We start from the raw sequence: 24817 nt of genomic DNA, 5'->3' as shown, positions 1-24817 counted from the left end.
GTCAGCGTCCCTGTTTCCTGAGCAGTACCACCGCCAGAGCGGTCAGTACCGGAATAAACGCGGCCAGGGTCAGGAAGGCCGACTGCATGTCCGCCAGTGACAGCCCCTTGGTAAACACACCACGGCTGATCTGGAGGAACCAGGTGGCCGGCCAGAAGGGGCCGATGAGTGCCCCGGGTCCTTCCAGCGAGGACGCCGGCTCGGTCAAACCGGAGAACTGCACCGTGGGCAGGATGGTGAGGATTGCCGTGGCCGCGAGGGCGGCAATCTGGGTCGAGGCGAAGGACGACATGACCTGCCCCAGGGCGGTGGTGGCGGTAACGAACAGCAGCGCGCCGAGGGTTAGGGTCAGCAGCCCGCCCTTGACCGGCACATCAAACACCGCCACGGCCAGAACCACCAGGCTGGCGTAACTGATCATGCTGAAGGCCACGTAGGGCAACTGCTTGCCCAGCAGGAATTCCAGACGGGTGACCGGCGTCACATAGAGGTTGGTGATCGAGCCCAGCTCTTTTTCCCGGACAATGCCCAGGGCCATCAGGATGGCGGGAATAAAGATCAGCAGGATCGGGATGACGGCGGGGACCATGGCGTCCAGACTCCGGAAGTCCTGGTTGTAGCGGTAGCGGTCTTCCAGGCTGACCAGGCTTAACGCAGGTGTTTCCCCGTAGGTTCTGAGCGCAAGCTCACTCAGGTAGCTCAGATGCATGCCCTGAACGTAACCCAGGATGTTTTCGCCGCGGAACGGCATGGCGCCATCCACCCACACGCCGATTTCTGTGGTGCGCCCACTTTTAAGGTCCCGGCCAAAGCCCGACGGAATTTCCAGGGCCAGGCTCAACTCACCGGTTTGCATCCGGTAATCCAGTTCCTCGAGGGAGTGCAGGGGCGGTTGTTCCAGAAAATAACGGGAACCGGACAGCGCCGTCACGTAATCCCGGCTCTGTGGGGTCTGGTCGCGGTCCAGCACCGCGAACGACAGGTCTTCCACATCCATGGTAATGCCATACCCCAGGATCAGCATCAGCAGGGCGGAACCGACGAAAGCAAACGCCATTCGTATTGGGTCCCGTAACAGCTCCCGCGCCTCTCGTCGCCCGTATGCCCACAACCGTTGCAGGCTGAAGGACCGGTGCTTGGGTTGCTCGTTGGGGGTGTCGGTGATCACCGCGGCGCTGGTGTCTGTGTCAGGCTCTTTGGCCACCGCTTCCAGCGTTTGCATGAACGCGCCTTCGAGGTCGTCGGCCCCCGCGGCCTGGATCAGCGCCTCCGGGGTATCGCACGCCAGTACCTCGCCGGCGTGCATCAGCGAGATCCGGTCGCAGCGCTCGCCTTCGTTCATGAAGTGGGTTGAGATGAAAATGGTCACGCCCTCTTCCCGGGACAGCCGCAGCAAGAGCGACCAAAACTGGTTACGGGCTGCGGGGTCCACCCCGGAGGTGGGTTCATCCAGAATCAGCAGTTCCGGCTCATGCACCACCGCCACGGCCAGTGACAGCCGTTGCCGGACCCCCAGCGGCAGGGCACTGGCGAGCTGGTCCATAACCTCGTCCAGGCTGAATTCCCGGGCCAGCTTTTCGATCCTTGGCGCCACACTGTCTTTCGGCAGGTGAAACAGGCGGGCGTGCAGCTCGAGGTTCTGGCGAACGGTCAGCTCTCCGTAGAGGGAAAACGACTGGGACATGTAGCCCACTTTACGCCGGGTCGCCAGGTCCTGGGCGTCCAGTGGTGCGCCAAACAGGAACACCTCGCCTTCGGTGGCGGGCAGCAGGCCGGTGAGCATCTTCATGGTGGTGGTCTTGCCACAGCCATTGGAGCCAAGAAACCCGAAAATCTCACCTTTGGCGATGGAAAAGCTGACATCCTTGACGGCGGTGAAGCTGCCGAAGCGAAGCGTCAGGTGCTGGGCTTCAATGGCGGGTGTGGCTCCCTGCTCACTCTGCGGCTGATCTTGCGTCGATGCCAGCAGCTCAGCCGGAATGGTTTCCTGGCGCTGGTCCGGCAGCAGGGCAATGAAGGCATCGTCCAGCGTCGTGGTGCCCGTGCGCTCTTTCAGCTCCCTGGGAGAGCCGGTATCGAGGATCTTGCCGTCATCCATGGCCACCAGCCAGTCGTAACGATCCGCCTCTTCCATATAAGCGGTCGCCACCAGCACACTCATGCCGGACTGTTGTCCGCGTATGGTGTCGATCAGGTCCCAGAACCGTTTCCGGGACAGCGGGTCCACCCCGGTGGTGGGCTCATCAAGAATCAGCAGGTCCGGGTTATGGATCAGCGCGCAGCACAGCCCCAGCTTCTGCTTCATGCCGCCGGACAGCTTGCCGGCGGGACGGTCGCGGAACGATTTCAGGCCGGTGGCGTCCAGCAGGCGATCGATCTGTTGCTGGCGGGCGCTACCGGCCAGCCCGAACAGGTCGGCAAAGAAGTCGATGTTCTCGTCCACCGTCAGGGTGTGGTAGAGGTTGCCCCCCAATCCCTGTGGCATGTAGGCGATGCGCGGTGAGACCCGGTTGCGGAAGCGTTGGCTGGCCATATCGCCACCGAGCACCGTGAGGCTTCCCTGCTGCAGCTTGCGGGCGCCGGCAATCAGCCCCAGCAGTGTGGATTTTCCGACACCGTCAGGGCCAATCAGCCCGACCATGCAGCCGGCTGGAATGGTCAGCTGGATGTTGTCCAGGGCCAGGGTGTCGCCATAACGGTGGGACAGGCCGTCAAGCCGGGCGATGTCCTCAGCCATTGGGCAGGGACACCTGCAGGTGCTCCGGCCAGGACTGGCTTTCGTCCAGTCTTACAAAGGCTTCTCCGGGAACCCCGGTTTTCACCCGGTCTCGGTAGGCTTTCAGCAGGTCTGGGTTGATGCGAATCCGGACCCGGAACATCAGTTTTTCCCGCTCTGTTCTGGTCTCCACTGACTTGGGGGTGAACTGGGCTTCGGCAGCCACGAAACTGACTTCGGCGGGCACGACGTAATCCGGCAGGGCATCCAGAATAATACGGGCTTCGGAACCGACCCGAACCCGGCCGGCCTGGGCGGTTGGCAGGAAAATTGTCATATACACATCGGTCACGTCGATGACCGTGGCAACCTTGCCGCCAGCGGGAAGTACTTCGCCCGGCTCGGCCAGGCGGTAGAGAACCCGGCCACCCACGGGCGTGTTGAGGTGGCTGTCATCGATAATGGTCTGGACTCTCAGGATGCTGGCCCGAGCGGCTTCAATGCCCGCCTGGGCAGAGGCCACCTGTACCTTGGCGGCTTGCAATGCCGCCATGGCGGTGTCTGCTGCCGTCATGGCCTGATCAAGCTGCTCCTGGGACAGGTGCCCCCTGTCTGCAAGTGACTGGAAACGGCTCAGTTCAGCCTGGGTCAGCCGCAGCTCGCTTTCGCGCTGAATCACCACCGCCTCGGCCAGGCGCTTGCTTTCTTCCGCCTGGAGTGTGGTGGCTTCCGCCGCCGCCAGCGTGGCTTCCAGCTCTGCGGTGTCCATTTCGGCAACCGCGGCCCCCGGCTCAATCAGGTCGCCTTCTTCCACAAAAAACGTTTCCAGCCGGCCGGCTATGCGGGTGGCAATGTCCACTTCGGTGGCTTCTATGCGGCCGTTACCCGACGCGATGTAATCCGGCAGTTTGCTGCCTGTGGGAAAACGCTGCCATAGATAGACCGCGACAATGGCAACAACGAGAACACCCAGTACTTTCAGGTTCGACCTGGCACTTTGAGTAGGCATGACTTTCCTTGATTTTGCAGAGAAATCCCAATGAAGAGCATAGGACAAATTCTTGATTGTTTGATGACGGCGGTCAACTCACCTGCGATAAGTACTGATATTTACAAGAATTCTGGTCAGGAATCGTTGGGTGGCATTGGGTTGGTATCGCGCAGGGCCAGCTCGCCAATACCCGGTAACTTGATGCCGAGCGCCAGCGGGTTCACCCCCAGTGACAGCCCCAGGACGTTTACCTCCAATCCTTCCCGAACCCCCGCCAGCAGCCCGAAATACCCCCACAACGACAGCTGATAACCGGCGCCGCCAGGCACTTCGGCCACCACGCCATTACCGAGGTAATCCTTGCCGATGGCGTGATTGGGCAGGGCTACGTCCAGCTCCGGCACTTCTCGAATCACCCAGGCGACAAAGGTGTTGCTGTTCGGCCCAGGCCAGGCTTCGTATTCGGTGGGGTAGGGGTAGGCGGCAATGGCCTTGTGGATATTGGTGATGGCCGCCTGGGCTTCGTCTCCGCGGATGTCGGCAATCAGTTGTGGCGGCTGCCCGTACCAGGCCCGGTCTGGCAGGCTACGGTGGGAGTGCACCACGTTCTGGCGCCAGCCGATAACCTCGTGAACGTAGTAGTGATCGGCCCCGGCCTCCTTGGTGGCAATCCAGGTGTGCAGCGAGAAATACCCCCGCCAACTCCACGCCCGTGCACCATAGACCTGTACCACCGCCTCGGGGGTATCCTCCGGTGCCGGTGCAATGCCCGCACTGGAGCGGTCTGCCGTCCGCCAGCTTTCAGCCGACTGCAAAGAGCCGCAGGCCGCCATGAACAGCGGGCCCGACAGTAAAATTGCCAGCGACATAAGAAATCCGGCTACCCATCGCTTGATCTGTTTCATCGGTTGGCCCTTTTCTGTGGGAGGCTCGTCTAGTTAAACCGATTTGGGTGGTTTTTGACCAGTGACGGATTGGAGAGGTGGGCGGTTATGACTGCGCGGCCCCCGCTTGCCTGACTCATGCCTGCCATAGAGGGCGCCCTGTTGCCGAGTATGTTATGAAAAATAAGCCTGCCCCGGTATTCTGGCCAAAGGGGGAGCCCCTTGTGTTTGGAGCCATCATCAGGAGTGTCTGTGACAGAACTGAATTACCTGCAAATCGATACGGGTGAAAACCCGGAAACAACCATTATCTGGCTACACGGCCTTGGCGCGAACGGCCATGACTTCGAGCCCGTTGTCCCCGAGTTTGAGTTCGCCAAGCAGCGGCCGGTTCGCTTCCTGTTCCCTCATGCCCCAGACCTGCCAGTGACCATCAATGGCGGCATGGTCATGCCCGCTTGGTACGACATTCTTGCCATGGACATCGACCGCAAGGTAGACGTTGAACAGCTACGGCGATCCGCCAAACAGGTGGCGGCATTGATCCAGGCCGAAAGAGAGCGGGGCGTCGCCAGTGAAAACATCATCCTGGGTGGCTTCTCCCAGGGCGGCGCGGTGGCCTATGAACTGGCATTAAGCTACCCCGAACCCCTCGGCGGGCTGTTTGCGCTTTCAACCTACTTCGCCACCGCGGATTCCATCAAACTGAGCGACGCCAACCGCAACATCCCCATTTTCATCGGCCACGGCAGTTTTGATCCGGTGGTTTCGGAGGTGTTGGGACAGGCGGCTTTGAAGCAGTTGCAGGGGCTGGGGTATGAGCCGGAGTACCAAAGTTATGGTATGGAGCATAGTCTGTGCTTGGAGGAAATCAGGGACTTGGATGGCTTTTTGGGGGGAGTGTAATGGGCTGGCTACATGAAATTCAGGTCTATTTTTAGTCATGCTTTTCATGAAGGTATAAAAAAAGCCCCTGAAATCAGGGGCTTTTGCAGTTGTTTGGTGGAGACGGCGGGGATCGAACCCGCGTCCGCCAGTACTCTGCCTTGAGGTCTACATGTTTAGCATCCTTCTATTCGTTTAACCTCAAACGACCCGAAGGTCAGGGTGTAAGAGGCGATCTCTTTAAATCTTAGCCGTTAAACAGTGAGATCTGAGTAACGGAGCATCCTATTAGCGATGACGTCCTGGGATGTTGCTACTGAGTTATAGGCATCTCAGCCAGGACGACTGGCAGGCCCTTAGGCCGCCAGTGCGTAGTTTTCGTCGTTTGCGACTATTAAATTGCAGCTTTTGATTTACGAGATTGGCTGCCATCTCGACATGCACCCAAGGGTTCGCCACCAGCGTCGAAGCCATGTCGTCCCCTTATGTTGAAAGTATATGGGGGGCGCTCCCAAGACTTCAAGGGAAAAGTGACGATTTTTTGTCACTTCTTGTCTCAGCCCGTTTAGCCGACCCCTAAATTCGCTTGTTGATCCGTGGTTTGTGCCACCAGTTCGTCAAAGGCTTCGTGGAAATGATCCATGATGGCGCTGGGGTCTGCCGGAATGCTCTTGTCTACGGTAATGCCAAATTGTACGGTCCCGGCGTAGCTGAAGATGCTCATGCCAATGCCGATATCACCGCTCTGGGGAACCCAGAACATAGGCTGGGTCATTTTGGCGCCTGCCAGGTATACCGGCTGTTTGGGGCCGGGCACGTTGGTCAGCACGGCGGAGGCTTTGTGGCTGAGCATGTTGAGGGCGCGACGTTCAAGGATATCCGGGCCGCGGCCGAACAGATCCAGCAGGCTGTAGGTCACCTGGGCCTGGTAGGAGCGTTTGAGCCGGTTCATGTTTTCCCGGGTTTGGCGGAAGCGCATGATCGGGCAGGGCACGTCCACCGGCAGCGGCACCAACACCAGGCCAAACTGGTTGCCCAGGTCTGTGATCGGGCGGTTGAGCGGGCGAAGGTTGAACGGCACCGCAACCCGGATGCCGCAGTCGGGAATGGCCTCGCCGGTATCGTTGAAGTGCTTGTGAAGAGCGCCGCTGGCCACACTGAGCAAGACATCGTTAACCGTGCCTTTGAGGGTTCGGGCGCAGCGTTTGACGTCGGCCAGGTCCAGGGGGCGGGCCCAGGCAACCTGCTTGCGGCCACTGAGGGGGCGTTTGAGCGAGGTGTGTGGTTCCTCTCTGGCGAAGCCCAGCTTGATGCAGTCAACCGCGATGTCACTCGCGGTACCCATCAGTTTCAGCGGGTAGCCGGGGTCCTTTTCCAGCGACTGCAGGAACAGCCGGCCCTGTTCGAGGGCGACGTGGCCACTGGCCCTGAGCCGGTCGACAGACTGGCGCCAGAGGCTGGCACGAGGACCGGGGGCAGGTCGTAGCGGGGTCAGGGTGTGGACCTTGTACTCCGGACTGCTGTCGGTCAGTGATAGCAGCACCCGGACCAGGGAAATGCCGTCGGCGATGCAATGATGGATGCGGATCAGTAGCGCACAGCCACCGTTGTATTGGTCGATGTAATGCAGGTGCCACAGGGGGCGATTAAAGTTCAGGGCGGTACTGTTCAGGTCGCTGACCAGTTGCTGCAGCTCTTCCTGGGAGCCGTTGCCGGGAAGAGCAATGCGGTGGATGTGGTTGTCGATATCGAAATGGGGGTCGTCTTCCCAGTAGGCCCGGTCGCCCCGGTTGACCACGCGCTGGCGGAATCGCCGGAAGGTCAGGAAGCGCTCATTGAGCACGCGCTTGAGGCGGCTTATGGCTATTGGCTGGTCGAAGCTGAGCACCGCCGAGATCATCATTGGGTTTTCAACGGATTCCATGCGCAGCCAGGATCGGTCCACGGCTGTCATGGCAGTTCTGTGAGGTTGCATTATTCCCTCCCTCGTGTCCGTGAGTGAGAGCTGTGGCGTTCTGGAACGACTACAGGTAATGCTCAAAAAACGCGCTACCGCCCGGAGAATCTTCGAGTATAGGACGGATAAGCGCGCTTCGAAAGAGGATGCAAGTGCTAACTAAATTACCGATCGTTAAGACGCTCCGGCGTCCCTCATAATCCGTTGTTTTTGGCGGTTCCAGTCCCGTTCTTTCTCGGTCGCCCGCTTGTCGAACAGCTTTTTCCCTTTGACCAGGGCGATTTCGCATTTCACCCGGTTGTTTTTCCAGTAAAGGGCCAGCGGGATGCAGGTGTGCCCGGTCTGGTTAACCTGGCCGAGGATGCGGGCGATTTCCTTGGCATGCAGCAACAGCTTGCGGGTACGGGTGGGGTCGGCGATGACGTGGGTCGAGGCCGTGTTCAGCGGGGTGATATGAGCACCCAGCAGCCAGGCTTCGCCGTCTTTCAGCAGCACATAGGCGTCCGTGAGCTGCCCCTTACCGGCGCGCAGGGATTTGACCTCCCAGCCCAACAACGCAAGGCCCGCCTCAAAGCGTTCCTCAATGTGGTACTCGTGCTTGGCCTTTTTGTTCAGTGCAATGGTGTTGCTGGCGTTGCCCGGCTTTTTTTTCTTGCTCATCGATGGCGAACCCGGTGTTACAGACAGTTTCGCGGACCCGGAATAAAGTTGGGTCGCTGCGGACGAATCGCGCATTGTAGCCCAGGAGTGGCGGGTGGGTCACGAAATCACCTTTCGCTGGTGGGACAGGAGGTGAGTTTGCCGGGAGATTGGTTACAATGGCCATCCATTATCAAGCAGGGTACGGAATGCGAGCCCCATACGAAACGTCCATCGGTTCGTGGACACGCCGTTCCACATTTTTCTGGGCCGCGACGGGTGCTACTGTCGGGTTCAGCAATCTGTGGCAGTTTCCGTATCTTGCCCATAAACATGGCGGTGGGCTGTTTGTTCTTCTCTACATCGCTTGTCTGCTTCTTGTCACCTTGCCCTTAATGCTTACCGAGGCCGCTGTTGGCCGCCACTCCCGCCATGGCATTGTACTGACCATGGATGGATTCATTCGCCAGGGGCGTCTGTCCCGTGGTTGGATGTGGGTTGGCCGTTTCAGTGTTCTTGCGGCTTTTGTGGTGCTTTCTTTCACCGCCGTTATCGGCGCAATCTGCCTGGCTTACGTATTTTTTGGTGCTTTGGGTACGTTCACTGGCCAAGGTGAAGCCGAGGTGGTGGAGGTTCTTGCCAACCTGGTGTCGGACCGTAACAGCTATCGGCAGTTTATGGGCTGGCACGGTTTCTTCCTGCTGTTGGTGCTGTGGGTGTCCATGCAAGGGGTGGCCCTGGGGCTGGAACGCACGCTACGGGTGGTGGTTCCGGGACTGTACCTCACGCTGTTGGTGTTTCTTGGCTACAGTGTGAGCCAGGGCGACTTGCAGGCATCGGCGGGGTATCTGTTGTCGTTCCGCCCGGAAGACCTTGGCTGGCGGAGCCTTCAGTTGGCACTGTTCCACGCCTTCTTCACCCTGGGATTGGGAATGGGGGTGTGGGCGGTGTTTGGTGCGTACATGGCCAAAACAACGCCGTTGAAACGGGCGGTGTTTGGGGTGGTTTTGATGGACACCCTGTTCGCGATTGTTGCGGGTCTGGCCATCTATGCCCTGGTGTTGCCGGTATCGGCGGGTGCGGGTGAGCAGGGCTTCGGTTTGCTGTTCGTTGCCTTGCCCCTGAGTCTGGCGGAGGTGCCGGGTAGTCAGTTCGTAATCGCCGCGGTGTACCTGATGATCGTTCTGGTTGCCTGGACCACCGCCCTGGCACTGCTGGAGCCGCTGGTCGGGTGGTTCAGGGAGTGGACCGGGGCGCCGAGGGGTTGGTCAGTGACGGTGATAGGCGTGCTGGTGTGGCTCGCCGGGCTGGCCACGCTGTTCTCCTTCAACATCTGGTCCGATGTGCTGCTGTTGGGCGGGTCGATTTTCCGATGGCTGGAATTGATTGCCAGTGGCTTGCTGATCCCTCTGGTCAGCATTCTGCTTGCGGTGTTTGTCGGTTGGAAGTTGAGCCATCCGGTCGCTTTCGGGCTGATCGGCCAGGCGCCCTGGTTGATCAGCCGGATCTGGTTCTGGGTCATGCGACTGGTGCTGCCGGTGGTCGTGGCCTACATTGGCGTTCAGTACAGCATTCATTCGCTGAATGAGCTTTGCGGTGATGGTGAGGTGCGGGGCGTGTGCCAGCCGATCAATGCGATTCGCTCACAGCCGCCGGTGGACGAACTCCCGGCTCTGCCAGATACACCTGAAGTTCCTGAGGCTCCCGGCGCCCCTGCCGAGGACAGTGGCCCGGGGGTATGGCCTCCAGAAGCGCCTGCCGCGGGGCAGAGCCCGGCTCCGGAGGGTGCGGAGCCGCCGGCCGGTGACAAAGGGCAGCAAAGGGAGCGGGAAATCCTTTATCATAGTGCCTGAAAGACGAATTTCAGTAACGTTCAGGATACCTCGTTCCCATGGCGCACCAGATCGAAAAGACCGCGTTGGTCATGCATTCCGCCCAGCGGATGTTCCATCTCGTCAATGACATAGCTTCTTATCCGGATTTCCTGCCGTGGTGCGCGGGTGCAGAGATTCACCAGCAATCCGATTCCGAGATCATGGCTTCCCTGGACGTGTCCAAGGGCGGCGTACGTCAGCGCTTCACCACCCGCAATACGTTGCTGGCTCCGGAAATGATTGATATGAGCCTGGTGGATGGTCCGTTCCGTAACTTGTGTGGCCACTGGAAGTTCCTCGCGCTGGATACGAACGCCTGCAAGGTGGTGCTGAGTCTGGAGTTTGAGTTCTCAGGGTCCCTGGCCAAGATGGCCTTTGGCGCAGTGTTCAGTCAGGCGGCGACCACAATGGTGGATGCGTTTTGTCGGCGGGCAGACGATGTGTACCGGGGGCAGCTGGCATGATCGACGTTGAGGTGGCCTACGCCACGCCGGAGAAACAGAAAATTATGGCGCTGTCGGTGCATGATGGCACCACGGTTTACGACGCGGTACTGAAATCCGGCATCCTGGCGGAGTTTCCGGAAATTGATCTGGACGCCACGGACATGGGGGTATTTGGCAAAGTGGTCAAAAAGCCCCGGGAAGAAGCGTTACGGGCCGGTGACCGGGTGGAACTCTACCGCCCGTTGAAAATCGATCCGAAGCAGGCCCGGCTTAACCGGGCGCGCAAGAACTAGAGGCTGAGCGGCAACTCAGTAAGCCGGGGTTAGCGGGAGCAACTCGGCGTCATAGTGGCTGAAGGTGTCGCCGTCATAATAGATGGTGATCTGCTGCTGCTTGATTTCCTGGCCAGCCCGCTGGAACGTATACATATAGTGATCCTGGCTTTCGTCCACCGGGTTGATCACCGAGGGAGATCCGAGGATTGAGTGAACCTGGCGACGGGTCATGCCTGCGCTGAGTTGGTCCAGGTCTTCCTGTTTGATAATGCTGCCTTGCTGGACGTTGATTTTGTAGACGCCAGGAAAGGCACAGCCTGCGATCAGCAGGGTCAGGAGCAATGCCGCGAGCTTTTGCATCGGTGGGGGAATTCCTCTATCTTGGGGCGCCTGTCGGCCGGTTAACGGTGCCAGGCAAACTGTTTAAGCGGCTTCATGATACCGGAAGCCGGAAGTACACCAAAGAGTGATTAACACATGCCTTCTGAAAACACTGAACTGCGCAAGGTTGGCCTGAAAGTAACCCTGCCGCGCGTAAAGATTCTCAACATACTGGAAAGCTCGAGCGAGCACCACTTGAGTGCGGAGGATGTGTATAAAAAATTGTTGGAACAAGGGGACGATGTTGGCCTTGCCACCGTCTATCGGGTTCTGACCCAGTTTGAGGCGGCCGGGTTGGTGCTGCGGCACAACTTTGAAGGTGGCCATGCGGTGTTCGAGATTGCGACCGAAGAGCATCACGACCACATGGTGTGCACTCAGACCGGTGAAGTGATCGAGTTTTGCGATCCGGTCATTGAGGAGCGTCAGCAGAAGATTGCTGAGGAGCATGGCTATGAGATTGTCGATCACAGCCTCACTCTCTACGTAAAACCGATCAAGTCCTGATCCCCCTGATTTACCCTGCCTGATGACGTCGCCGGGCCTGCCGGCGACAGATCCTTCATCCTCGATATTTTCGACGCCGTGGACATAAAAAAGGCGGGTAAAAACCCGCCAAAAGCTCTCGAAGGTCGAGAGGGGAATGTGTCTGTTTGAAACCCTGATCAGTGATGAACCGCCTGGCCCTTGGTGAACATCTCCCGGGCGTGGGCGATGGTCTGTTCGGTCAGGTCCACTCCGCCCAGCATTCTGGCGACTTCCTGAATACGCTCCTGGTCCCCCAGGGTTTCGATGCGCGAGAAGGTGGCATCCTGTTGGGTGAACTTGCTGACAAACAGGTGCTGGTGCGCCTGGGCTGCTACCTGCGGCAGGTGCGTGACGCACAGGATCTGGCCGTTGTTGCCCAGTGTTCGGAGCAAGCGCCCCACCACCTCGGCAGTACCGCCTCCAATACCGACATCAACTTCATCGAATACCAGCGTTGGTGTCGTGGAGGTTTGCGCAACCACAACCTGGATGGCCAGACTGATCCGTGACAGTTCGCCGCCGGACGCAACCTTGGCCAGCGGGCGAGCTGGCTGGCCGGGGTTGGCGCTGACCAGGAATTCTACCTCTTCGTTGCCATGGGGGGACGGCTCGCCATCGTTGGCTGGGGAGAGCATGGTCACGAACTGCATGCTGGGCATGCTGAGGTGGGCAAGCTCTTCAGCCACCCGCTGGTCCAGTTCTGCCCCAGCGGACTGTCGCGCTTCGGTAAGCTGGCCGGCAAGGGTGTCGTAGTGCTGACGGCATTGCTCAAGCTCGGCTTCCAGCTGTTCCAGGCTGCCTGCGCCGCCATCCAGGGCCTCCAGTTCCTCCTGCAGACGCTGATGCAGTTCCAGCAGTTCCTCGGGCTGGATGCGGTGTTTGCGCGCCAGCTGATAAATCACGCTCAGACGTTCTTCCACTTCGCTCAGGCGGGCTGGGTCGGCTTCATAGTCTTCGGCAAAGCGGCGCAGGGTGTCGCCGGCCTCTGCGGCTTGAATCTGGGCTTCGCTGAGCATCTGCAGGGTGTCGGTAAGTGCCGGCAGGTTGGTTGGCAGCTGCTCAAGCTGGTTCAGGGTCTGTCGCAGAAGGCTGGCCGCGCTGTTGTCGTCTTCGCTGCAAAGCAGTGACGCCTGATGGCAGCTGTGCCGCACGCTGTCCGCATGGCTGAGCTGAACCTGCTCTTCTTCCAGTTGTGTTTGCTCGCCTTCGCTCAGTCCCAGGCGGTCGAGTTCTTCAACCTGATAGCGCAACAGTTGCAGGCGAGCCTCGTTTTCGTCAGCGTTCTGCTGGCGGTCCCGTAGCCGGGCATCGGCCTGATGCCAGGCTTTCCAGGCGTCGCGTGTTGCCTGAGCCAGTTCCAGGGTGTCGCCAAACTCATCCACCAGCTTGCGATGGGTGTCCTTGCGCAGCAGGGATTGATGCTGGTGCTGGCTGTGGATGTCCATCAGCAGTGCGCCGAGCGCCTTGAGATCGCCAAGCGGGCAGGGTTGTCCATTGATGTAGGCACGGGAGCGGCCGTCTTTACTGATGGTGCGACGAAGGATGCAATCGTTGTCTTCATCCAGCTCGTGTTCGCGGAGCCATTGCTGGGCATCCTCGATGGTAGAGATGTCAAAGCAGGCGGTAATGTCGGCCCGTTGGGCGCCATGCCTGACCGCGCCGGCATCGGCTCGTCCACCCATGGCCAGCCCCAACGCATCAAGGACAATGGACTTGCCAGCACCGGTTTCTCCGGTGAGGGCGGTCATGCCGTTCTTGAATTGCAATTCAACGCGTTCAGCAATGGCGTAGTTGGTGACAGTCAGTTGGGTCAGCATGGGGTTCCTCCGGCTTCGCAGGGTCGGCGCTGGCAAAATGCTGTTTAGGTATACAGTAGCTGTGAATATATACAGGGTTTTTCCTGTTTGCAAATGATGAATTCCTTCACGCCGGTGGTTGAAACCGTGAATTCGGGCCCCATATCCGTTCGCAAAGTCCATAAACCCGGTGTGGATTTGCCCGGGTCACGTAATAGAAGCCCGCGAGCCGGGCGCTTCAAGTTTGAGCAGGAGTAGCCAATGAGTGCTGACGACACCCGCAATGATCAGGTCGAAGAGGAATTGAAAGAGGCTGCCGCTAACGCGGAGCAGGCATCGGCAGAGGCGGCCGACGCGGCTCAGGGTGAAGGGGCTGAAGAATCCGAAGTCGAGGCGCTGCGCGCAGAACTTCAGGACTCGAAAGAGCAGATGCTGAGGCTTCAGGCCGAGATGCAAAACATTCGCCGCCGTGCGGAGCAGGACGTCGAGAAGGCCCACAAATTCGCCCTGGAAAAGTTTGTAAAAGAGCTTCTGCCGGTTGCGGACAGCCTTGAGAAAGCGGTGGAAAGTACCGAGGCCCAGGATGTTGATGGCCAGGTGGTTGCGTCTATCCGTGAAGGTGTCGAAATGACCCTTGGTCTGTTGATGGGCAGTCTTGGCAAGTTCAAGGTAGCGCAGGTCAATCCGGTGGGTGAACCGTTTGATCCGCAGTTGCACGAAGCCATGTCCATGGTGCCGGCGCCCGATGCCGAGCCCAACAGCGTGGTGGCGGTGATCCAGAAGGGGTACACCCTGAATGAGCGTCTGGTGCGCCCCGCCATGGTTGTTGTTGCCAAGGCCGACGAAGCACCAAAAATCGACGAGCAGGCTTGAAAAGTTCAAGACGGCGCCAATATAGGCAGTAACGAGTAACGTCACGGGCCCGCTACCCTGAACCAGAAGTGCGCTAAGTGCCCGAACAGAATTGAAAAACGAATTGGAGTGAATCAATGAGCAAAATTATTGGTATCGACCTGGGAACCACCAACTCCTGTGTGGCCATCATGGATGGTGACAAGGTTAAGGTGATCGAGAACGCCGAAGGCGATCGTACTACCCCGTCCATCATCGCCTACACCGATGACGGCGAAACCCTGGTAGGTCAGTCTGCCAAGCGTCAGGCGGTCACCAACCCGGCCAACACCCTGTACGCCATCAAGCGACTGATTGGTCGTCGTTTCGAAGACAACGTTGTCCAGAAAGACATCAAGATGGTGCCGTACACCATTGCCAAGGCTGACAACGGCGATGCCTGGGTTGAGGTAAAAGGCCAGAAGATGGCTCCGCCGCAGATCTCTGCGGAAGTCCTCAAGAAGATGAAGAAAACCGCTGAAGATTACCTGGGTGAGAAAGTGACCGAGGCGGTTATCACCGTTCCGGCTTACTTCAACGACAGCCAGCGTCAGGCAACCAAAGATGCGGGCAAGATCGCCGGTCTGGAAGTTAAGCGTATCATCAACGAGCCGACTGCAGCGGCCCTGGCCTACGGTCTGGACAAGAAAACCGGTGATCGTACCGTTGCGGTTTACGACCTCGGTGGCGGTACCTTCGACTTGTCCATCATCGAGATTGCCGACGTTGACGGTGAGCACCAGTTTGAAGTGCTGGCCACCAACGGTGACACCTTCCTCGGTGGTGAAGACTTTGACCTGAAGGTCATCGAATACCTGGCGGACCAGTTCAAGAAAGACAGTGGCATCGACCTGCGCGGTGATTCCCTGGCAATGCAGCGCCTGAAAGAAGCGGGCGAGAAGGCCAAGATTGAACTGTCCAGCAGCCAGCAGACCGACGTCAACCTGCCGTACATCACGGCGGATGCCAGCGGTCCCAAGCACATGAACGTGAAGCTGACCCGTGCCAAGCTGGAATCCCTCGTTGAGGATCTGGTTGAGCGTTCCCTGGAGCCGTGCCGGATTGCGCTGGAAGATGCCGGCCTGAGCGGTAACGAGATCGACGAAGTGATCCTGGTTGGTGGTCAGACCCGTATGCCGCTGGTGCAGGAAAAGGTAAAAGCGTTCTTCGGTAAGGAAGCACGCAAGGACGTGAACCCGGATGAGGCGGTTGCCATGGGCGCGGCCATCCAGGCGGCGGTTCTGTCCGGTGATGTCAAAGACGTTCTGCTGCTGGACGTCACTCCGCTGACCCTGGGTATCGAAACCATGGGTGGCGTGGCGACTCCTCTGATCGAGAAGAACACCACCATCCCGACCAAGAAGTCCCAGACCTTCTCAACGGCGGATGACAGCCAGACAGCGGTAACCATTCACGTGGTTCAGGGTGAGCGTAAGCAAGCGTCCCAGAACAAGTCCCTGGGTCGGTTTGACCTGGCGGATATTCCGCCCGCGCCCCGTGGCGTACCTCAGATCGAAGTGACCTTCGATATCGATGCCAACGGTATCCTGAACGTGTCCGCAAAGGACAAGGCCACTGGCAAAGAACAGTCCATCGTGATCAAGGCCTCTTCTGGTCTGAGCGACGATGAAATCGAGAAGATGGTGACCGATGCCGAGGCGAATGCCGAGGAAGATCGCAAGTTTGAGGAGCTGGTTCAGGCTCGTAACCAGGGCGACGCCATGGTTCATGCGGTTCGCAAGACCCTGACCGACGCCGCTGACAAGGTGACTGACAGCGAGAAGGAAAGCATCGAAGCGGCCATCAAGGACCTGGAAGAAGCGTTGCCCGGTTCTGATAAGGACGACATCGAAGCCAAAACCCAGAAGCTGACAGAAGTGTCTTCCGAGCTGGCTCAGAAGATGTACGCTGAGCAGGCTGACCAGGCCGGTCCGGCGGGTGCTGCCGAGCAGGCAGGTGCTCAGTCTGGTGCTGCCGATGACGCAGTCGACGCAGAGTTTGAAGAGGTGAAAGACGACGACAAGCGCTAAGTTCTGCGCAGTCGTCACCAAGGAAAACGCGGGGATAATTGGGTTCCCGCGTTTTTCCTCGTTTAAGGGGTTGCGTTAGAATGCCGCGCAGCTCCATTTGCACAAGCGAATTCAAGTAGTCAAAGGCCCGGCGCGAAGGCGGCGGGCGTTAACAGGGTTTTTAGCATGGCCAAGCGCGATTATTACGAAATTCTCGGTGTGTCCCGGGAGGCGGATGAGAAGGAAATCAAGCGGGCGTACCGTAAGCTCGCGATGAAATACCATCCCGACCGGAATCCGGATGACAAGGAAGCTGAGGGTAAATTCAAAGAGGCCAGCGAAGCCTACGAGGTGCTCTCGGATGGCCAGAAGCGCGGTGCCTACGATCAGTTTGGTCATGCCGGTGTCGACGGTCAGACCGGCGGCTTTGGCGGCGGCGGTGGAAGCTTCTCCGACATCTTTGGCGATGTGTTCGGTGATATCTTCGGTGGCGGCGGTCGTGGTGGTCGTAATACCCGCGGTGCTGACCTTCGCTATACCCTGGAGTTGGATCTGGAAGAGGCGGTTAAAGGCAAGGCGGTCAAAATCCGCGTTCCGGGTCATGTTGAGTGTGAATCCTGTGATGGCTCCGGTGCGGAGAAAGGTACCCGTCCGGAAACCTGTGGCACCTGTAATGGTGCTGGTCAGGTGCGGATGCAGCAGGGTTTCTTCACGGTTCAGCAGGCTTGTCCGAGCTGCCGTGGCTCCGGCAAAGTCATCAAGAACCCCTGTAAGTCCTGTCATGGTGTAGGTCGGGTACAGGAAGAGAAGACGCTGTCGGTGAAGGTGCCGCCCGGTGTCGATACGGGTGACCGTATCCGTCTGGCCGGTGAGGGTGAGATGGGCATGGATGGTGGTCCTGCCGGTGACTTGTACGTCCAGATCGCGGTGCGTGAGCATGCCATCTTTACCCGTGATGGCCGCAACCTTTATTGCGAAGTGCCCATCAGTATTGTGGATGCTGCCCTTGGTGGCGAGCTGGAAGTGCCGACCCTGGATGGTCGCGTCAAGCTGAAGATTCCTGCTGAGACCCAGACCGGAAAGCTGTTTCGGTTGCGTAACAAGGGCGTAAGCCCGGTACGTGGTGGCCCTGCCGGTGACCTGCTGTGCCGGGTTATCGTTGAAACTCCGGTCAATCTGACCAAGCGCCAGAAAGAGTTGCTGGATGAATTCCAGAAAACCCTGGATGGCAGCAATGGCACCCATCATGCGCCGAAGAAGACCTCCTGGTTTGAGGGCGTGAAAAGTTTCTTTGATGAAATGAAATTCTGAGGGCGGTGAACATGAGGGTAGCAATCATCGGCGCTGCTGGGCGCATGGGTAAGGTGTTGATTGAGGCGGTGGACGAAGCTGAAGGGTTGGAGCTGGGGGCGGCTGTCGTGGAACCCGATAGCACCCTGATTGGCGCAGACGCAGGTGAAATGGCCGGTATTGGCAAGGTTGGCGTGGCTCTGGCCGGCAGCCTGGCCGATGTGAAGGATGATTTTGATGTGCTGGTCGACTTTACCTTTCCGGACCTGACCCTGGAGAACGCTGAGTTCTGTAAGGCCAACGGCAAGCGGATGGTGATTGGCACAACCGGTATGACTGACGCTGAAAAGGAACAGCTGGCGTTGGCTGCGGAGTCTGCGCCTATCGTGTTCGCGCCAAATATGAGTGTTGGTGTCAATGTGGCGCTCAACCTGCTGCGTACTGCGGCCCAGGTTCTCGGTGACGATTACGACGTGGAGATCATCGAAGCGCACCACCGTCACAAAAAGGATGCGCCGTCCGGTACCGCCCTGCGTATGGGTGAAGTGGTGGCCGAAGCATTGGGTCGTGACCTGCGGGAATGTGCGGTATACGGTCGTGAAGGTTTTACCGGAGAGCGGTCGCAGAAGGAAATCGGCTTTGAAACCATCCGCGCTGGTGATGTGGTGGGTGACCACACGGTGCTGTTTGCCGGCATCGGCGAACGTATTGAAATTACCCACAAAGCCAGCAGTCGCATGACTTTCGCCAAAGGCGCGATGAGGGCGGCGAAATGGTTGGAAGGCAAACCAGCTGGGCTTTACGACATGCAGGATGTGTTGGCGTTGAAGTGATTGAGGGCCGATACCGACGCTGAGCATTTTTTGTCGTGGACAGTGAACCCCTGATTTTTTTATAATGAGGAAGTTTAACTGCACCAAGCGTAGCTTAAAAATGCCGGGGCGCTGTTGTAGGCGGCGCCCTAACAACAAAAAAGCGGGACGGAGCAACTTGCTCCCTCTCGCTTTTTTGCGACCTGAATTTGCGCTTGCGCTCCTGTTCGTGACGTTGAGGATTTGGCATTCACTCCGGTTTAGGGGGTGAGCGAGATCCCGATTCGGAACTGACGATACGCCACTCGATGAGGATACAAGCCTTGAGTACTCAAATCTTGAGCACCGACACCTTGAGAACCCCGGCAATCCTGGCTCTCGAAGACGGAAGCCTGTTCCACGGATTCGCCATTGGCGCCGAAGGTGAAACCAGCGGCGAGGTGGTGTTCAACACCGCCATGACCGGCTATCAGGAAATTCTGACTGATCCGTCCTATGCCCGCCAGATCGTAACCCTGACCTATCCTCATATTGGCAACACCGGTGTCAATGAAGAAGACGTGGAGTCTGATTGTATCCAGGCTGCTGGCCTGATTATCCGTGATTTGCCGCTGCTGGCCAGCAACTGGCGCAGCACCGGTTCACTGGAAGACTACCTCCGTGACAACAACATTGTTGGCATCGCCGACATTGATACCCGCCGTCTGACCCGCATCCTGCGTGACAAAGGTTCCCAGAACGGTGCCGTTATCGCTGGTGCCAACGCAACTCCGGAGCGTGCGCTGGAGCTGGCCAAGGCCTTCCCCGGCCTGAAGGGCATGGACCTGGCCAAGGAAGTGACCTGCGAAAAGACCTGGCAGTGGAATCAGACCGAGTGGGACCTGGCCAATGGCTACGGTGAGCAGACCGACGCTCGCTTTAAAGTGGTGGCCTGGGATTATGGGGTCAAGCTCAATATCCTGCGCATGCTGGCTTCCCGCGGTTGCGACATCACGGTTGTACCCGCCCAGACACCGGCTTCTGAGGTGCTGGCGATGAATCCGGACGGGGTGTTCCTGTCTAATGGCCCTGGCGACCCAGAACCCTGTGACTACGCCATCCAGGCTATTCGGGATGTGCTGGAAACCAATATTCCGGTGTTTGGTATCTGTCTGGGGCATCAGTTACTGGCCCTGGCCAGTGGTGCCAAGACCGTCAAGATGGGTCACGGTCACCATGGTGCCAACCACCCGGTGCAGGACCTGAAAACCGGCGAAGTCATGATTACCAGCCAGAACCACGGATTCGCCGTGGACGAGACGACGCTCCCGGATAACATCGAGGCGACTCACAAGTCCCTGTTCGACGGCACCCTCCAGGGTATTCGCCGTACCGACAAGCCGGCTTACAGTTTCCAGGGGCACCCGGAAGCCAGCCCGGGACCGCACGACGTGGCGCCGCTGTTTGATGAGTTTATCCAGTTGATGAAAGCGTCTAAGGCCTGAGGGCCTTCCGGACAAATAACAGGCTGCGCCGTGTTTTGCGCTGCAAGAATTTAAACGTTGCTGACAGGTTTACCAAGACATGCCAAAACGTACCGACATTCAAAGCATCCTGATCCTGGGCGCGGGCCCCATCGTGATCGGACAGGCGTGCGAATTCGACTACTCCGGAGCCCAGGCCTGTAAGGCGCTTCGTGAAGAGGGTTACCGGGTCATCCTGGTGAACTCCAACCCGGCGACGATCATGACCGATCCGACCATGGCCGATGCGACCTACATCGAGCCGATTACCTGGAAAACCGTCGCCAAGATCATCGAGAAAGAAAAGCCGGATGCGCTGCTGCCGACCATGGGTGGTCAGACCGCGCTGAACTGCGCCCTGGACCTGGAAAAGCACGGCGTGCTGGCTGAGCATGGCGTTGAGATGATCGGGGCCAATGCCGACACCATCGACAAGGCCGAAGACCGGAACCGGTTCGACAAGGCGATGAAGGCGATTGGCCTGGAGTGTCCCCGGGCGGAAATCGCTCACACCATGGAAGAAGCCTGGCAGGTTGCCGAAAACATCGGCTTCCCCTGCATCATCCGTCCGTCTTTCACCATGGGTGGTTCCGGCGGTGGTATTGCCTATAACCGTGACGAGTTCGAGGAAATCTGTCAGCGTGGCCTCGACCTGTCCCCGACCAATGAGCTGCTCATCGATGAGTCGCTGATTGGCTGGAAAGAGTATGAGATGGAAGTTGTCCGCGACAAAAACGACAACTGCATCATTGTCTGTGCCATCGAAAACTTCGATGCCATGGGTGTGCACACCGGTGACTCCATTACCGTAGCGCCGGCCCAGACCCTGACGGACAAGGAATATCAGATCATGCGGAACGCCTCCCTGGCGGTCCTGCGTGAGATTGGCGTTGAAACCGGTGGTTCCAACGTCCAGTTCGGTATTCACCCTGACACTGGCCGGATGGTGGTGATCGAGATGAACCCGCGGGTTTCCCGGTCTTCTGCCCTGGCATCCAAGGCGACCGGATTCCCGATTGCCAAGGTGGCTGCCAAGCTGGCCATCGGCTACACCCTGGACGAGCTGCGTAACGAAATCACCGGCGGCGTAACCCCGGCCTCGTTCGAGCCCAGCATCGACTATGTGGTTACCAAGATTCCTCGCTTCACCTTTGAGAAGTTCCCCCAGGCGGATGCCCGACTGACCACCCAGATGAAGTCCGTGGGTGAGGTTATGGCCATTGGCCGGACCTTCCAGGAGTCCATGCAGAAAGCACTGCGTGGTCTGGAAGTCGGTTCCGAAGGGTTTGAGCCCAAGGTGGATCTGGAGACCGAAGAAGGTCTGGAGACCCTGACCCGTGAGCTGAACGAGCCGGGCGCGGAGCGTATCTGGTACATCGGCGACGCATTCCGTAAGGGCATGAGCGTCGAAGAGGTGTTCCAGCATACCAAGGTTGACCCCTGGTACCTGGTTCAGATCGAAGACATCATTCGCGAAGAAGAAGCGCTGAAGCAGGCGGGCAAGGCGGACATCGACCGCAACACCCTGTTCCGCCTCAAGCGTAAGGGCTTCTCCGATGCGCGGCTCGCCAAACTGCTGAGCATTTCCGAGGACAGCGTTCGCAAGCTGCGTGACGAGTTCAAGGTACGTCCGGTCTACAAGCGTGTGGACACCTGTGCCGCTGAGTTTGCCTCCAACACCGCGTACATGTACTCCACCTATGAGGAAGAGTGCGAAGCGCAGCCGTCGGATCGTGAAAAGATTGTTGTCATCGGTGGTGGCCCCAACCGGATTGGTCAGGGTATCGAATTTGATTACTGCTGTGTTCACGCCGCCCTCGCCATGCGCGAAGACGGTTACGAGACCATCATGATCAACTGCAACCCGGAGACTGTGTCCACCGACTACGACACCTCCGACCGTCTCTATTTTGAGCCGATCACCCTGGAAGATGTACTGGAAATCATCCGGGTTGAGAAGCCGAAGGGTGTGATTGTTCACTACGGTGGCCAGACCCCGCTGAAACTGGCTCGTGGCCTGGAAGCGGCTGGGGTTCCGATCATCGGTACCAGCCCGGATGCGATCGACCGCGCCGAAGACCGTGAGCGCTTCCAGCAGATGATCAGTCGCCTGGGGCTGTTGCAGCCGAACAACGCCACCGTGCGCAGCCACGAAGAAGGTGTGTTGGCGGCTCGCGAAATCGGCTATCCGCTGGTGGTGCGCCCGTCCTACGTACTGGGCGGTCGTGCGATGGAGATTGTTTACAACGAGGAAGAGCTGGTTCGCTACATGCGTAATGCGGTGCTGGTCTCCAACGACAGCCCGGTGCTGCTGGACCACTTCCTCAATGCCGCGATCGAGGTGGATATCGATGCCATCTGTGACGGCAAGGATGTGGTGATTGGTGGCATCATGCAGCACATTGAGCAGGCCGGCGTTCACTCCGGCGACTCGGCGTGCTCGTTGCCGCCGTACACCCTGCCGAAGGATGTTCAGGACGACATGCGCGAAGCGGTTCGCAAGATGGCGATCGAGCTGGAAGTGGTTGGCCTGATGAACGTTCAGCTGGCGTGGCAGGACGGCGAGATCTACGTGATCGAGGTTAACCCGCGTGCATCCCGTACCGTGCCGTTTGTATCCAAGGCCATTGGAGTGTCCCTGGCCAAGGTTGCGGCCCGCTGCATGGCCGGCACCTCGCTGGTGGAGCAGGGCTTCACCCAGGAAATCGTGCCTTCCTATTACGCGGTCAAGGAATCGGTGTTCCCGTTCAATAAGTTCCCGTCGGTTGACCCGATTCTGGGGCCTGAAATGAAGTCCACGGGTGAGGTCATGGGCCTGGGTGATAGCTTCGACGAAGCCTTCGCCAAGGCGGTGTTGGCCTGTGGCGGCAAATTGCCGGAAAAGGGCACGGCGTTCATCTCCGTGCGTGATGTCGATAAGGAAGGTGTGGTTGCGGTTGCGCGGGATCTGGTTGACGCCGGGTTCAAGCTGATTGCGACAACTGGGACGGCGAAGATCCTGAGCGATGCGGGTGTTGAGGTTGAGAAGGTCAACAAGGTTCGCGAAGGTCGTCCTCATATCGTCGATGCGATCAAGAATGGTCAGGTTCAGCTGATCATCAACACCACTGAAGGCCGCAAGGCGATTTCCGATTCGGCTCAGATTCGCCAGTCTGCCCTTCAGTCCAAGGTGACCTACACAACGACACTGGCAGGCGGTGAAGCGCTCTGCCGGGCAATCAATTTTGGTCCTGAGCGTACTGTACGTCGCCTTCAGGATCTGCACGCAGGAAAGTAAGACTATGACAACTCGTGTTCCTATGACCAAGGCTGGTGAAGAGGCGCTTCGGGCCGAACTTCAGCAGCTCAAGAGCGTAGAGCGTCCCCGGGTTATTGCGGCGATCGCCGAGGCTCGTGAGCACGGCGACCTCAAGGAAAACGCCGAGTATCATGCTGCCCGTGAGCAGCAGAGCTTTGTCGAAGGCCGTATCCAGGAAATCGAGGGCAAACTGTCCTCGGCCCAGGTGATTGATGTTACAACCATGGAGAACACCGGTAAGGTGGTTTTTGGGGTGACTGTTCACCTGCTCAACCTGGACACCGACGAGCAGGTCAAATATCAGATCTGCGGTGAAGATGAGGCTGATATCAAGGCGGGTAAGATTTCGGTGTCCTCGCCGATTGCTCGTGCCTTGATTGGCAAGAATGAAGGCGATGTGGTCGCCATCCGGGTACCGTCAGGGACCGTGGAGTACGAAATCGAGGAAGTCGAGCACCTTTAATGGGCTCGTGCGCCTCACCAAGTCTGGGTGGGGCGCAAAAAAAAAACCGGCACCAGGGTTCGCCCGATGCCGGTTTTTTTATGCCTGCGTTCAGCCGCGATGGCGTAGCAGGTTGGAGAGCTTGGGGTTGGGCTTCTTGGCCCGGCGCAGGATGACGGCGATTTTGCCGATCACCTGAATCAGCTGGGCGCCAGACTCCTTGCACAAAAATTCGATGGCTTCACGACGGGCGTCGCGGTCCGGGTTGGCCACCTTGATCTTGATCAGTTCATGGTCGTTCAGGGCGCGGTCGAGTTCCTGCTGGAGGCCTTCGGTCAGCCCCTTGTCGCCGATAATGATAATGGGTTTCAGTGTGTGGGCAATGCCCCGATATTCGCGACGCTGCTCAGGCGACAGGCTCATGATGGAATCCTTCAATGGGTGCCATAAAAAAATCGTCAGCGGCACTCAGGCCGTCAAACCTTTATAATCGGGCGATTGTAACAGATCCGGATGGTGGTGAAATGGCCAAAACCACGTATCAATCCGTTGTGGGAGGTGAAAGTGGCGCGTTCGAAATCCAGCGGTCGCTGGCTGAAGGAACATTTTGATGATACCTGGGTCAAAAAGTCCCAGGCGGAAGGCTACCGTTCCCGGGCCAGCTATAAGCTGATCGAGCTGGACCAGAAAGACCGGCTGTTCCGTCATGGCCAGCTGGTGGTGGATCTTGGAGCCGCTCCGGGAGGCTGGTCCCAGGTCGCTGTCGAGCGGGTTGGCGACAGTGGGTTGGTGCTCGCCAGCGATATCCTTCCAATGGACCCGATCGCCGGGGTTACGTTTGTCCAGGGCGATTTCACCGAGCAATCGGTGTTTGATGAATTGCTGGATAAATTGGGAGATCGCCAGGCAGACGTTGTAATTTCCGATATGGCACCCAATATGAGTGGTATGGCTGCGGTGGATATCCCCAGCGCCATGGGATTGGTGGAGCTGGCGCTTGATATGGCTCGCCAGGTGCTCAGGCCGGGTGGGGTGTTTGTGGCGAAGGTTTTTCAGGGTGAAGGCTTCGATGCCCTGTTAAAGGACATGCGGGGCTCGTTTAACAGCGTGGTTAGCCGCAAACCGGATTCCTCACGGGCGCGCTCCCGGGAGATTTATCTGGTGGGCAAAGGCTTTAAGGGCTGAAACGAGGTTCAGATAA

General features: G+C 58.5%; 21 protein-coding genes and 1 other RNA gene. 13 read left to right on the top strand and 9 right to left on the bottom strand.

Translation table 11 applies throughout. The features are described 5' to 3' along the window. Position 1 precedes the first annotated feature (1 nt). The 3 genes from rbbA to BMZ67_RS00460 form a co-directional block, all read right to left on the bottom strand. Positions 2–2737 (bottom strand): ribosome-associated ATPase/putative transporter RbbA, encoded by a 2736-nt coding sequence (gene rbbA, locus BMZ67_RS00470; protein WP_092019966.1) that lies wholly within the window; start codon positions 2735–2737, stop codon positions 2–4. Continuing rightward, positions 2730–3725: an HlyD family secretion protein gene (locus BMZ67_RS00465; protein WP_092019965.1), complete on the bottom strand. Its 996-nt coding sequence runs from the start codon at positions 3723–3725 to the stop codon at positions 2730–2732. Before BMZ67_RS00465 ends, rbbA begins: the two co-directional genes overlap by 8 nt. 116 nt (positions 3726–3841) lie before the next feature. After that, positions 3842–4612 (bottom strand): DUF3750 domain-containing protein, encoded by a 771-nt coding sequence (locus BMZ67_RS00460; protein WP_092019964.1) that lies wholly within the window; start codon positions 4610–4612, stop codon positions 3842–3844. A 231-nt stretch (positions 4613–4843) separates the two neighbouring features. Here BMZ67_RS00460 and BMZ67_RS00455 point away from each other — a divergent pair, with 231 nt between their 5' ends. Next, entirely contained in the window at positions 4844–5497 is a 654-nt protein-coding gene (locus BMZ67_RS00455) for an alpha/beta hydrolase (protein ID WP_092019963.1), read from the top strand. A gap of 94 nt (positions 5498–5591) precedes the next feature. On the opposite strand, the gene ssrA is transcribed toward BMZ67_RS00455, so the two are convergent. From ssrA to smpB, 3 genes are all read right to left on the bottom strand, one after another. After that, positions 5592–5959, bottom strand: a transfer-messenger RNA (tmRNA) gene (ssrA, locus tag BMZ67_RS00450). Between the two features lie 82 nt (positions 5960–6041). Beyond that, positions 6042–7451, bottom strand: coding sequence for a WS/DGAT/MGAT family O-acyltransferase (locus BMZ67_RS00445; protein ID WP_092019962.1), 1410 nt, complete (start codon positions 7449–7451; stop codon positions 6042–6044). 156 nt (positions 7452–7607) lie between these two features. Next, positions 7608–8093: an SsrA-binding protein SmpB gene (smpB, locus tag BMZ67_RS00440; protein WP_092019961.1), complete on the bottom strand. Its 486-nt coding sequence runs from the start codon at positions 8091–8093 to the stop codon at positions 7608–7610. Between the two features lie 188 nt (positions 8094–8281). Between smpB and BMZ67_RS00435 the strand changes: the two genes are divergently transcribed. Genes BMZ67_RS00435 through BMZ67_RS00425 form a run of 3 tightly spaced genes read left to right on the top strand, consistent with a single transcriptional unit; the run spans position 8282 to position 10685 of the window. Then, a complete protein-coding gene (locus BMZ67_RS00435) occupies positions 8282–9925 on the top strand; it encodes a sodium-dependent transporter (protein ID WP_092020865.1) in 1644 nt (547 codons plus the stop codon). Between the two features lie 38 nt (positions 9926–9963). After that, a complete protein-coding gene (locus BMZ67_RS00430) occupies positions 9964–10410 on the top strand; it encodes a type II toxin-antitoxin system RatA family toxin (protein WP_092019960.1) in 447 nt (148 codons plus the stop codon). After that, positions 10407–10685, top strand: coding sequence for an RnfH family protein (locus BMZ67_RS00425; RefSeq protein ID WP_175481802.1), 279 nt, complete (start codon positions 10407–10409; stop codon positions 10683–10685). The genes BMZ67_RS00430 and BMZ67_RS00425 overlap by 4 nt, the downstream gene beginning before the upstream one ends. Positions 10686–10700: 15 nt before the next feature. Here BMZ67_RS00425 and BMZ67_RS00420 read toward each other — a convergent pair whose 3' ends face one another. Further along, positions 10701–11027 (bottom strand): outer membrane protein assembly factor BamE, encoded by a 327-nt coding sequence (locus BMZ67_RS00420; RefSeq protein WP_092019959.1) that lies wholly within the window; start codon positions 11025–11027, stop codon positions 10701–10703. 117 nt (positions 11028–11144) lie between these two features. Between BMZ67_RS00420 and fur the strand changes: the two genes are divergently transcribed. Beyond that, entirely contained in the window at positions 11145–11555 is a 411-nt protein-coding gene (fur, locus tag BMZ67_RS00415; RefSeq protein ID WP_092019958.1) for a ferric iron uptake transcriptional regulator, read from the top strand. Positions 11556–11713: 158 nt separating this feature from the next. Here the strand turns inward: fur and recN are convergent, their stop codons facing one another. Continuing rightward, positions 11714–13393: a DNA repair protein RecN gene (recN, locus tag BMZ67_RS00410; protein WP_092019957.1), complete on the bottom strand. Its 1680-nt coding sequence runs from the start codon at positions 13391–13393 to the stop codon at positions 11714–11716. 240 nt (positions 13394–13633) lie between these two features. Between recN and grpE the strand changes: the two genes are divergently transcribed. The 7 genes from grpE (at position 13634) to greA (ending at position 23637) form a co-directional block, all read left to right on the top strand. Further along, entirely contained in the window at positions 13634–14245 is a 612-nt protein-coding gene (grpE, locus tag BMZ67_RS00405) for a nucleotide exchange factor GrpE (protein ID WP_092019956.1), read from the top strand. 116 nt (positions 14246–14361) lie between these two features. Continuing rightward, entirely contained in the window at positions 14362–16293 is a 1932-nt protein-coding gene (gene dnaK / locus BMZ67_RS00400) for a molecular chaperone DnaK (RefSeq protein WP_092019955.1), read from the top strand. 165 nt (positions 16294–16458) lie between these two features. After that, entirely contained in the window at positions 16459–17583 is a 1125-nt protein-coding gene (gene dnaJ / locus BMZ67_RS00395) for a molecular chaperone DnaJ (RefSeq protein ID WP_092019954.1), read from the top strand. Positions 17584–17594: 11 nt separating this feature from the next. Further along, on the top strand, positions 17595–18395 hold the full coding sequence (gene dapB, locus BMZ67_RS00390) for a 4-hydroxy-tetrahydrodipicolinate reductase (RefSeq protein ID WP_092019953.1): 801 nt from the start codon (positions 17595–17597) through the stop codon (positions 18393–18395). Between the two features lie 332 nt (positions 18396–18727). After that, complete coding sequence (gene carA / locus BMZ67_RS00385) at positions 18728–19858, top strand: glutamine-hydrolyzing carbamoyl-phosphate synthase small subunit (protein WP_092020863.1); 1131 nt, start codon at positions 18728–18730, stop codon at positions 19856–19858. Between the two features lie 79 nt (positions 19859–19937). Beyond that, on the top strand, positions 19938–23153 hold the full coding sequence (gene carB / locus BMZ67_RS00380) for a carbamoyl-phosphate synthase large subunit (RefSeq protein WP_092019952.1): 3216 nt from the start codon (positions 19938–19940) through the stop codon (positions 23151–23153). Between the two features lie 4 nt (positions 23154–23157). Next, the gene (gene greA / locus BMZ67_RS00375) at positions 23158–23637 is read left to right on the top strand and encodes a transcription elongation factor GreA (RefSeq protein ID WP_092019951.1); all 480 of its coding nucleotides are present in this window, start codon (positions 23158–23160) and stop codon (positions 23635–23637) included. 90 nt (positions 23638–23727) lie between these two features. Here greA and yhbY read toward each other — a convergent pair whose 3' ends face one another. Beyond that, complete coding sequence (gene yhbY / locus BMZ67_RS00370) at positions 23728–24039, bottom strand: ribosome assembly RNA-binding protein YhbY (protein ID WP_092019950.1); 312 nt, start codon at positions 24037–24039, stop codon at positions 23728–23730. 141 nt (positions 24040–24180) lie between these two features. On the opposite strand from yhbY, the gene rlmE reads away from it, so the two are divergent. Then, positions 24181–24801, top strand: coding sequence for a 23S rRNA (uridine(2552)-2'-O)-methyltransferase RlmE (rlmE, locus tag BMZ67_RS00365; RefSeq protein WP_092020862.1), 621 nt, complete (start codon positions 24181–24183; stop codon positions 24799–24801). The last annotated feature ends 16 nt before the right edge of the window (positions 24802–24817 follow it).

Origin of the sequence: Marinobacter zhejiangensis, from assembly GCF_900114775.1 — a bacterium.
Lineage (GTDB): Bacteria > Pseudomonadota > Gammaproteobacteria > Pseudomonadales > Oleiphilaceae > Marinobacter > Marinobacter zhejiangensis.
Note: the sequence above shows the minus strand (reverse complement) of the source record. Positions and strands in the feature narration are given on the sequence as shown.

Excerpts from the sequence above, each read along its gene's own strand:
- rbbA (WP_092019966.1), bottom strand. The coding sequence starts at position 2,737 with ATGGCTGAGGACATCGCCCGGCTTGACGGCCTGTCCCACCGTTATGGC.
- BMZ67_RS00465 (WP_092019965.1), bottom strand. The coding sequence starts at position 3,725 with ATGCCTACTCAAAGTGCCAGGTCGAACCTGAAAGTACTGGGTGTTCTC.
- BMZ67_RS00460 (WP_092019964.1), bottom strand. The coding sequence starts at position 4,612 with ATGAAACAGATCAAGCGATGGGTAGCCGGATTTCTTATGTCGCTGGCA.
- BMZ67_RS00445 (WP_092019962.1), bottom strand. The coding sequence starts at position 7,451 with ATGCAACCTCACAGAACTGCCATGACAGCCGTGGACCGATCCTGGCTG.
- smpB (WP_092019961.1), bottom strand. The coding sequence starts at position 8,093 with ATGAGCAAGAAAAAAAAGCCGGGCAACGCCAGCAACACCATTGCACTG.
- BMZ67_RS00435 (WP_092020865.1), top strand. The coding sequence starts at position 8,282 with ATGCGAGCCCCATACGAAACGTCCATCGGTTCGTGGACACGCCGTTCC.
- BMZ67_RS00430 (WP_092019960.1), top strand. The coding sequence starts at position 9,964 with ATGGCGCACCAGATCGAAAAGACCGCGTTGGTCATGCATTCCGCCCAG.
- BMZ67_RS00425 (WP_175481802.1), top strand. The coding sequence starts at position 10,407 with ATGATCGACGTTGAGGTGGCCTACGCCACGCCGGAGAAACAGAAAATT.
- BMZ67_RS00420 (WP_092019959.1), bottom strand. The coding sequence starts at position 11,027 with ATGCAAAAGCTCGCGGCATTGCTCCTGACCCTGCTGATCGCAGGCTGT.
- fur (WP_092019958.1), top strand. The coding sequence starts at position 11,145 with ATGCCTTCTGAAAACACTGAACTGCGCAAGGTTGGCCTGAAAGTAACC.
- recN (WP_092019957.1), bottom strand. The coding sequence starts at position 13,393 with ATGCTGACCCAACTGACTGTCACCAACTACGCCATTGCTGAACGCGTT.
- grpE (WP_092019956.1), top strand. The coding sequence starts at position 13,634 with ATGAGTGCTGACGACACCCGCAATGATCAGGTCGAAGAGGAATTGAAA.
- dnaK (WP_092019955.1), top strand. The coding sequence starts at position 14,362 with ATGAGCAAAATTATTGGTATCGACCTGGGAACCACCAACTCCTGTGTG.
- dnaJ (WP_092019954.1), top strand. The coding sequence starts at position 16,459 with ATGGCCAAGCGCGATTATTACGAAATTCTCGGTGTGTCCCGGGAGGCG.
- dapB (WP_092019953.1), top strand. The coding sequence starts at position 17,595 with ATGAGGGTAGCAATCATCGGCGCTGCTGGGCGCATGGGTAAGGTGTTG.
- carB (WP_092019952.1), top strand. The coding sequence starts at position 19,938 with ATGCCAAAACGTACCGACATTCAAAGCATCCTGATCCTGGGCGCGGGC.
- greA (WP_092019951.1), top strand. The coding sequence starts at position 23,158 with ATGACAACTCGTGTTCCTATGACCAAGGCTGGTGAAGAGGCGCTTCGG.
- yhbY (WP_092019950.1), bottom strand. The coding sequence starts at position 24,039 with ATGAGCCTGTCGCCTGAGCAGCGTCGCGAATATCGGGGCATTGCCCAC.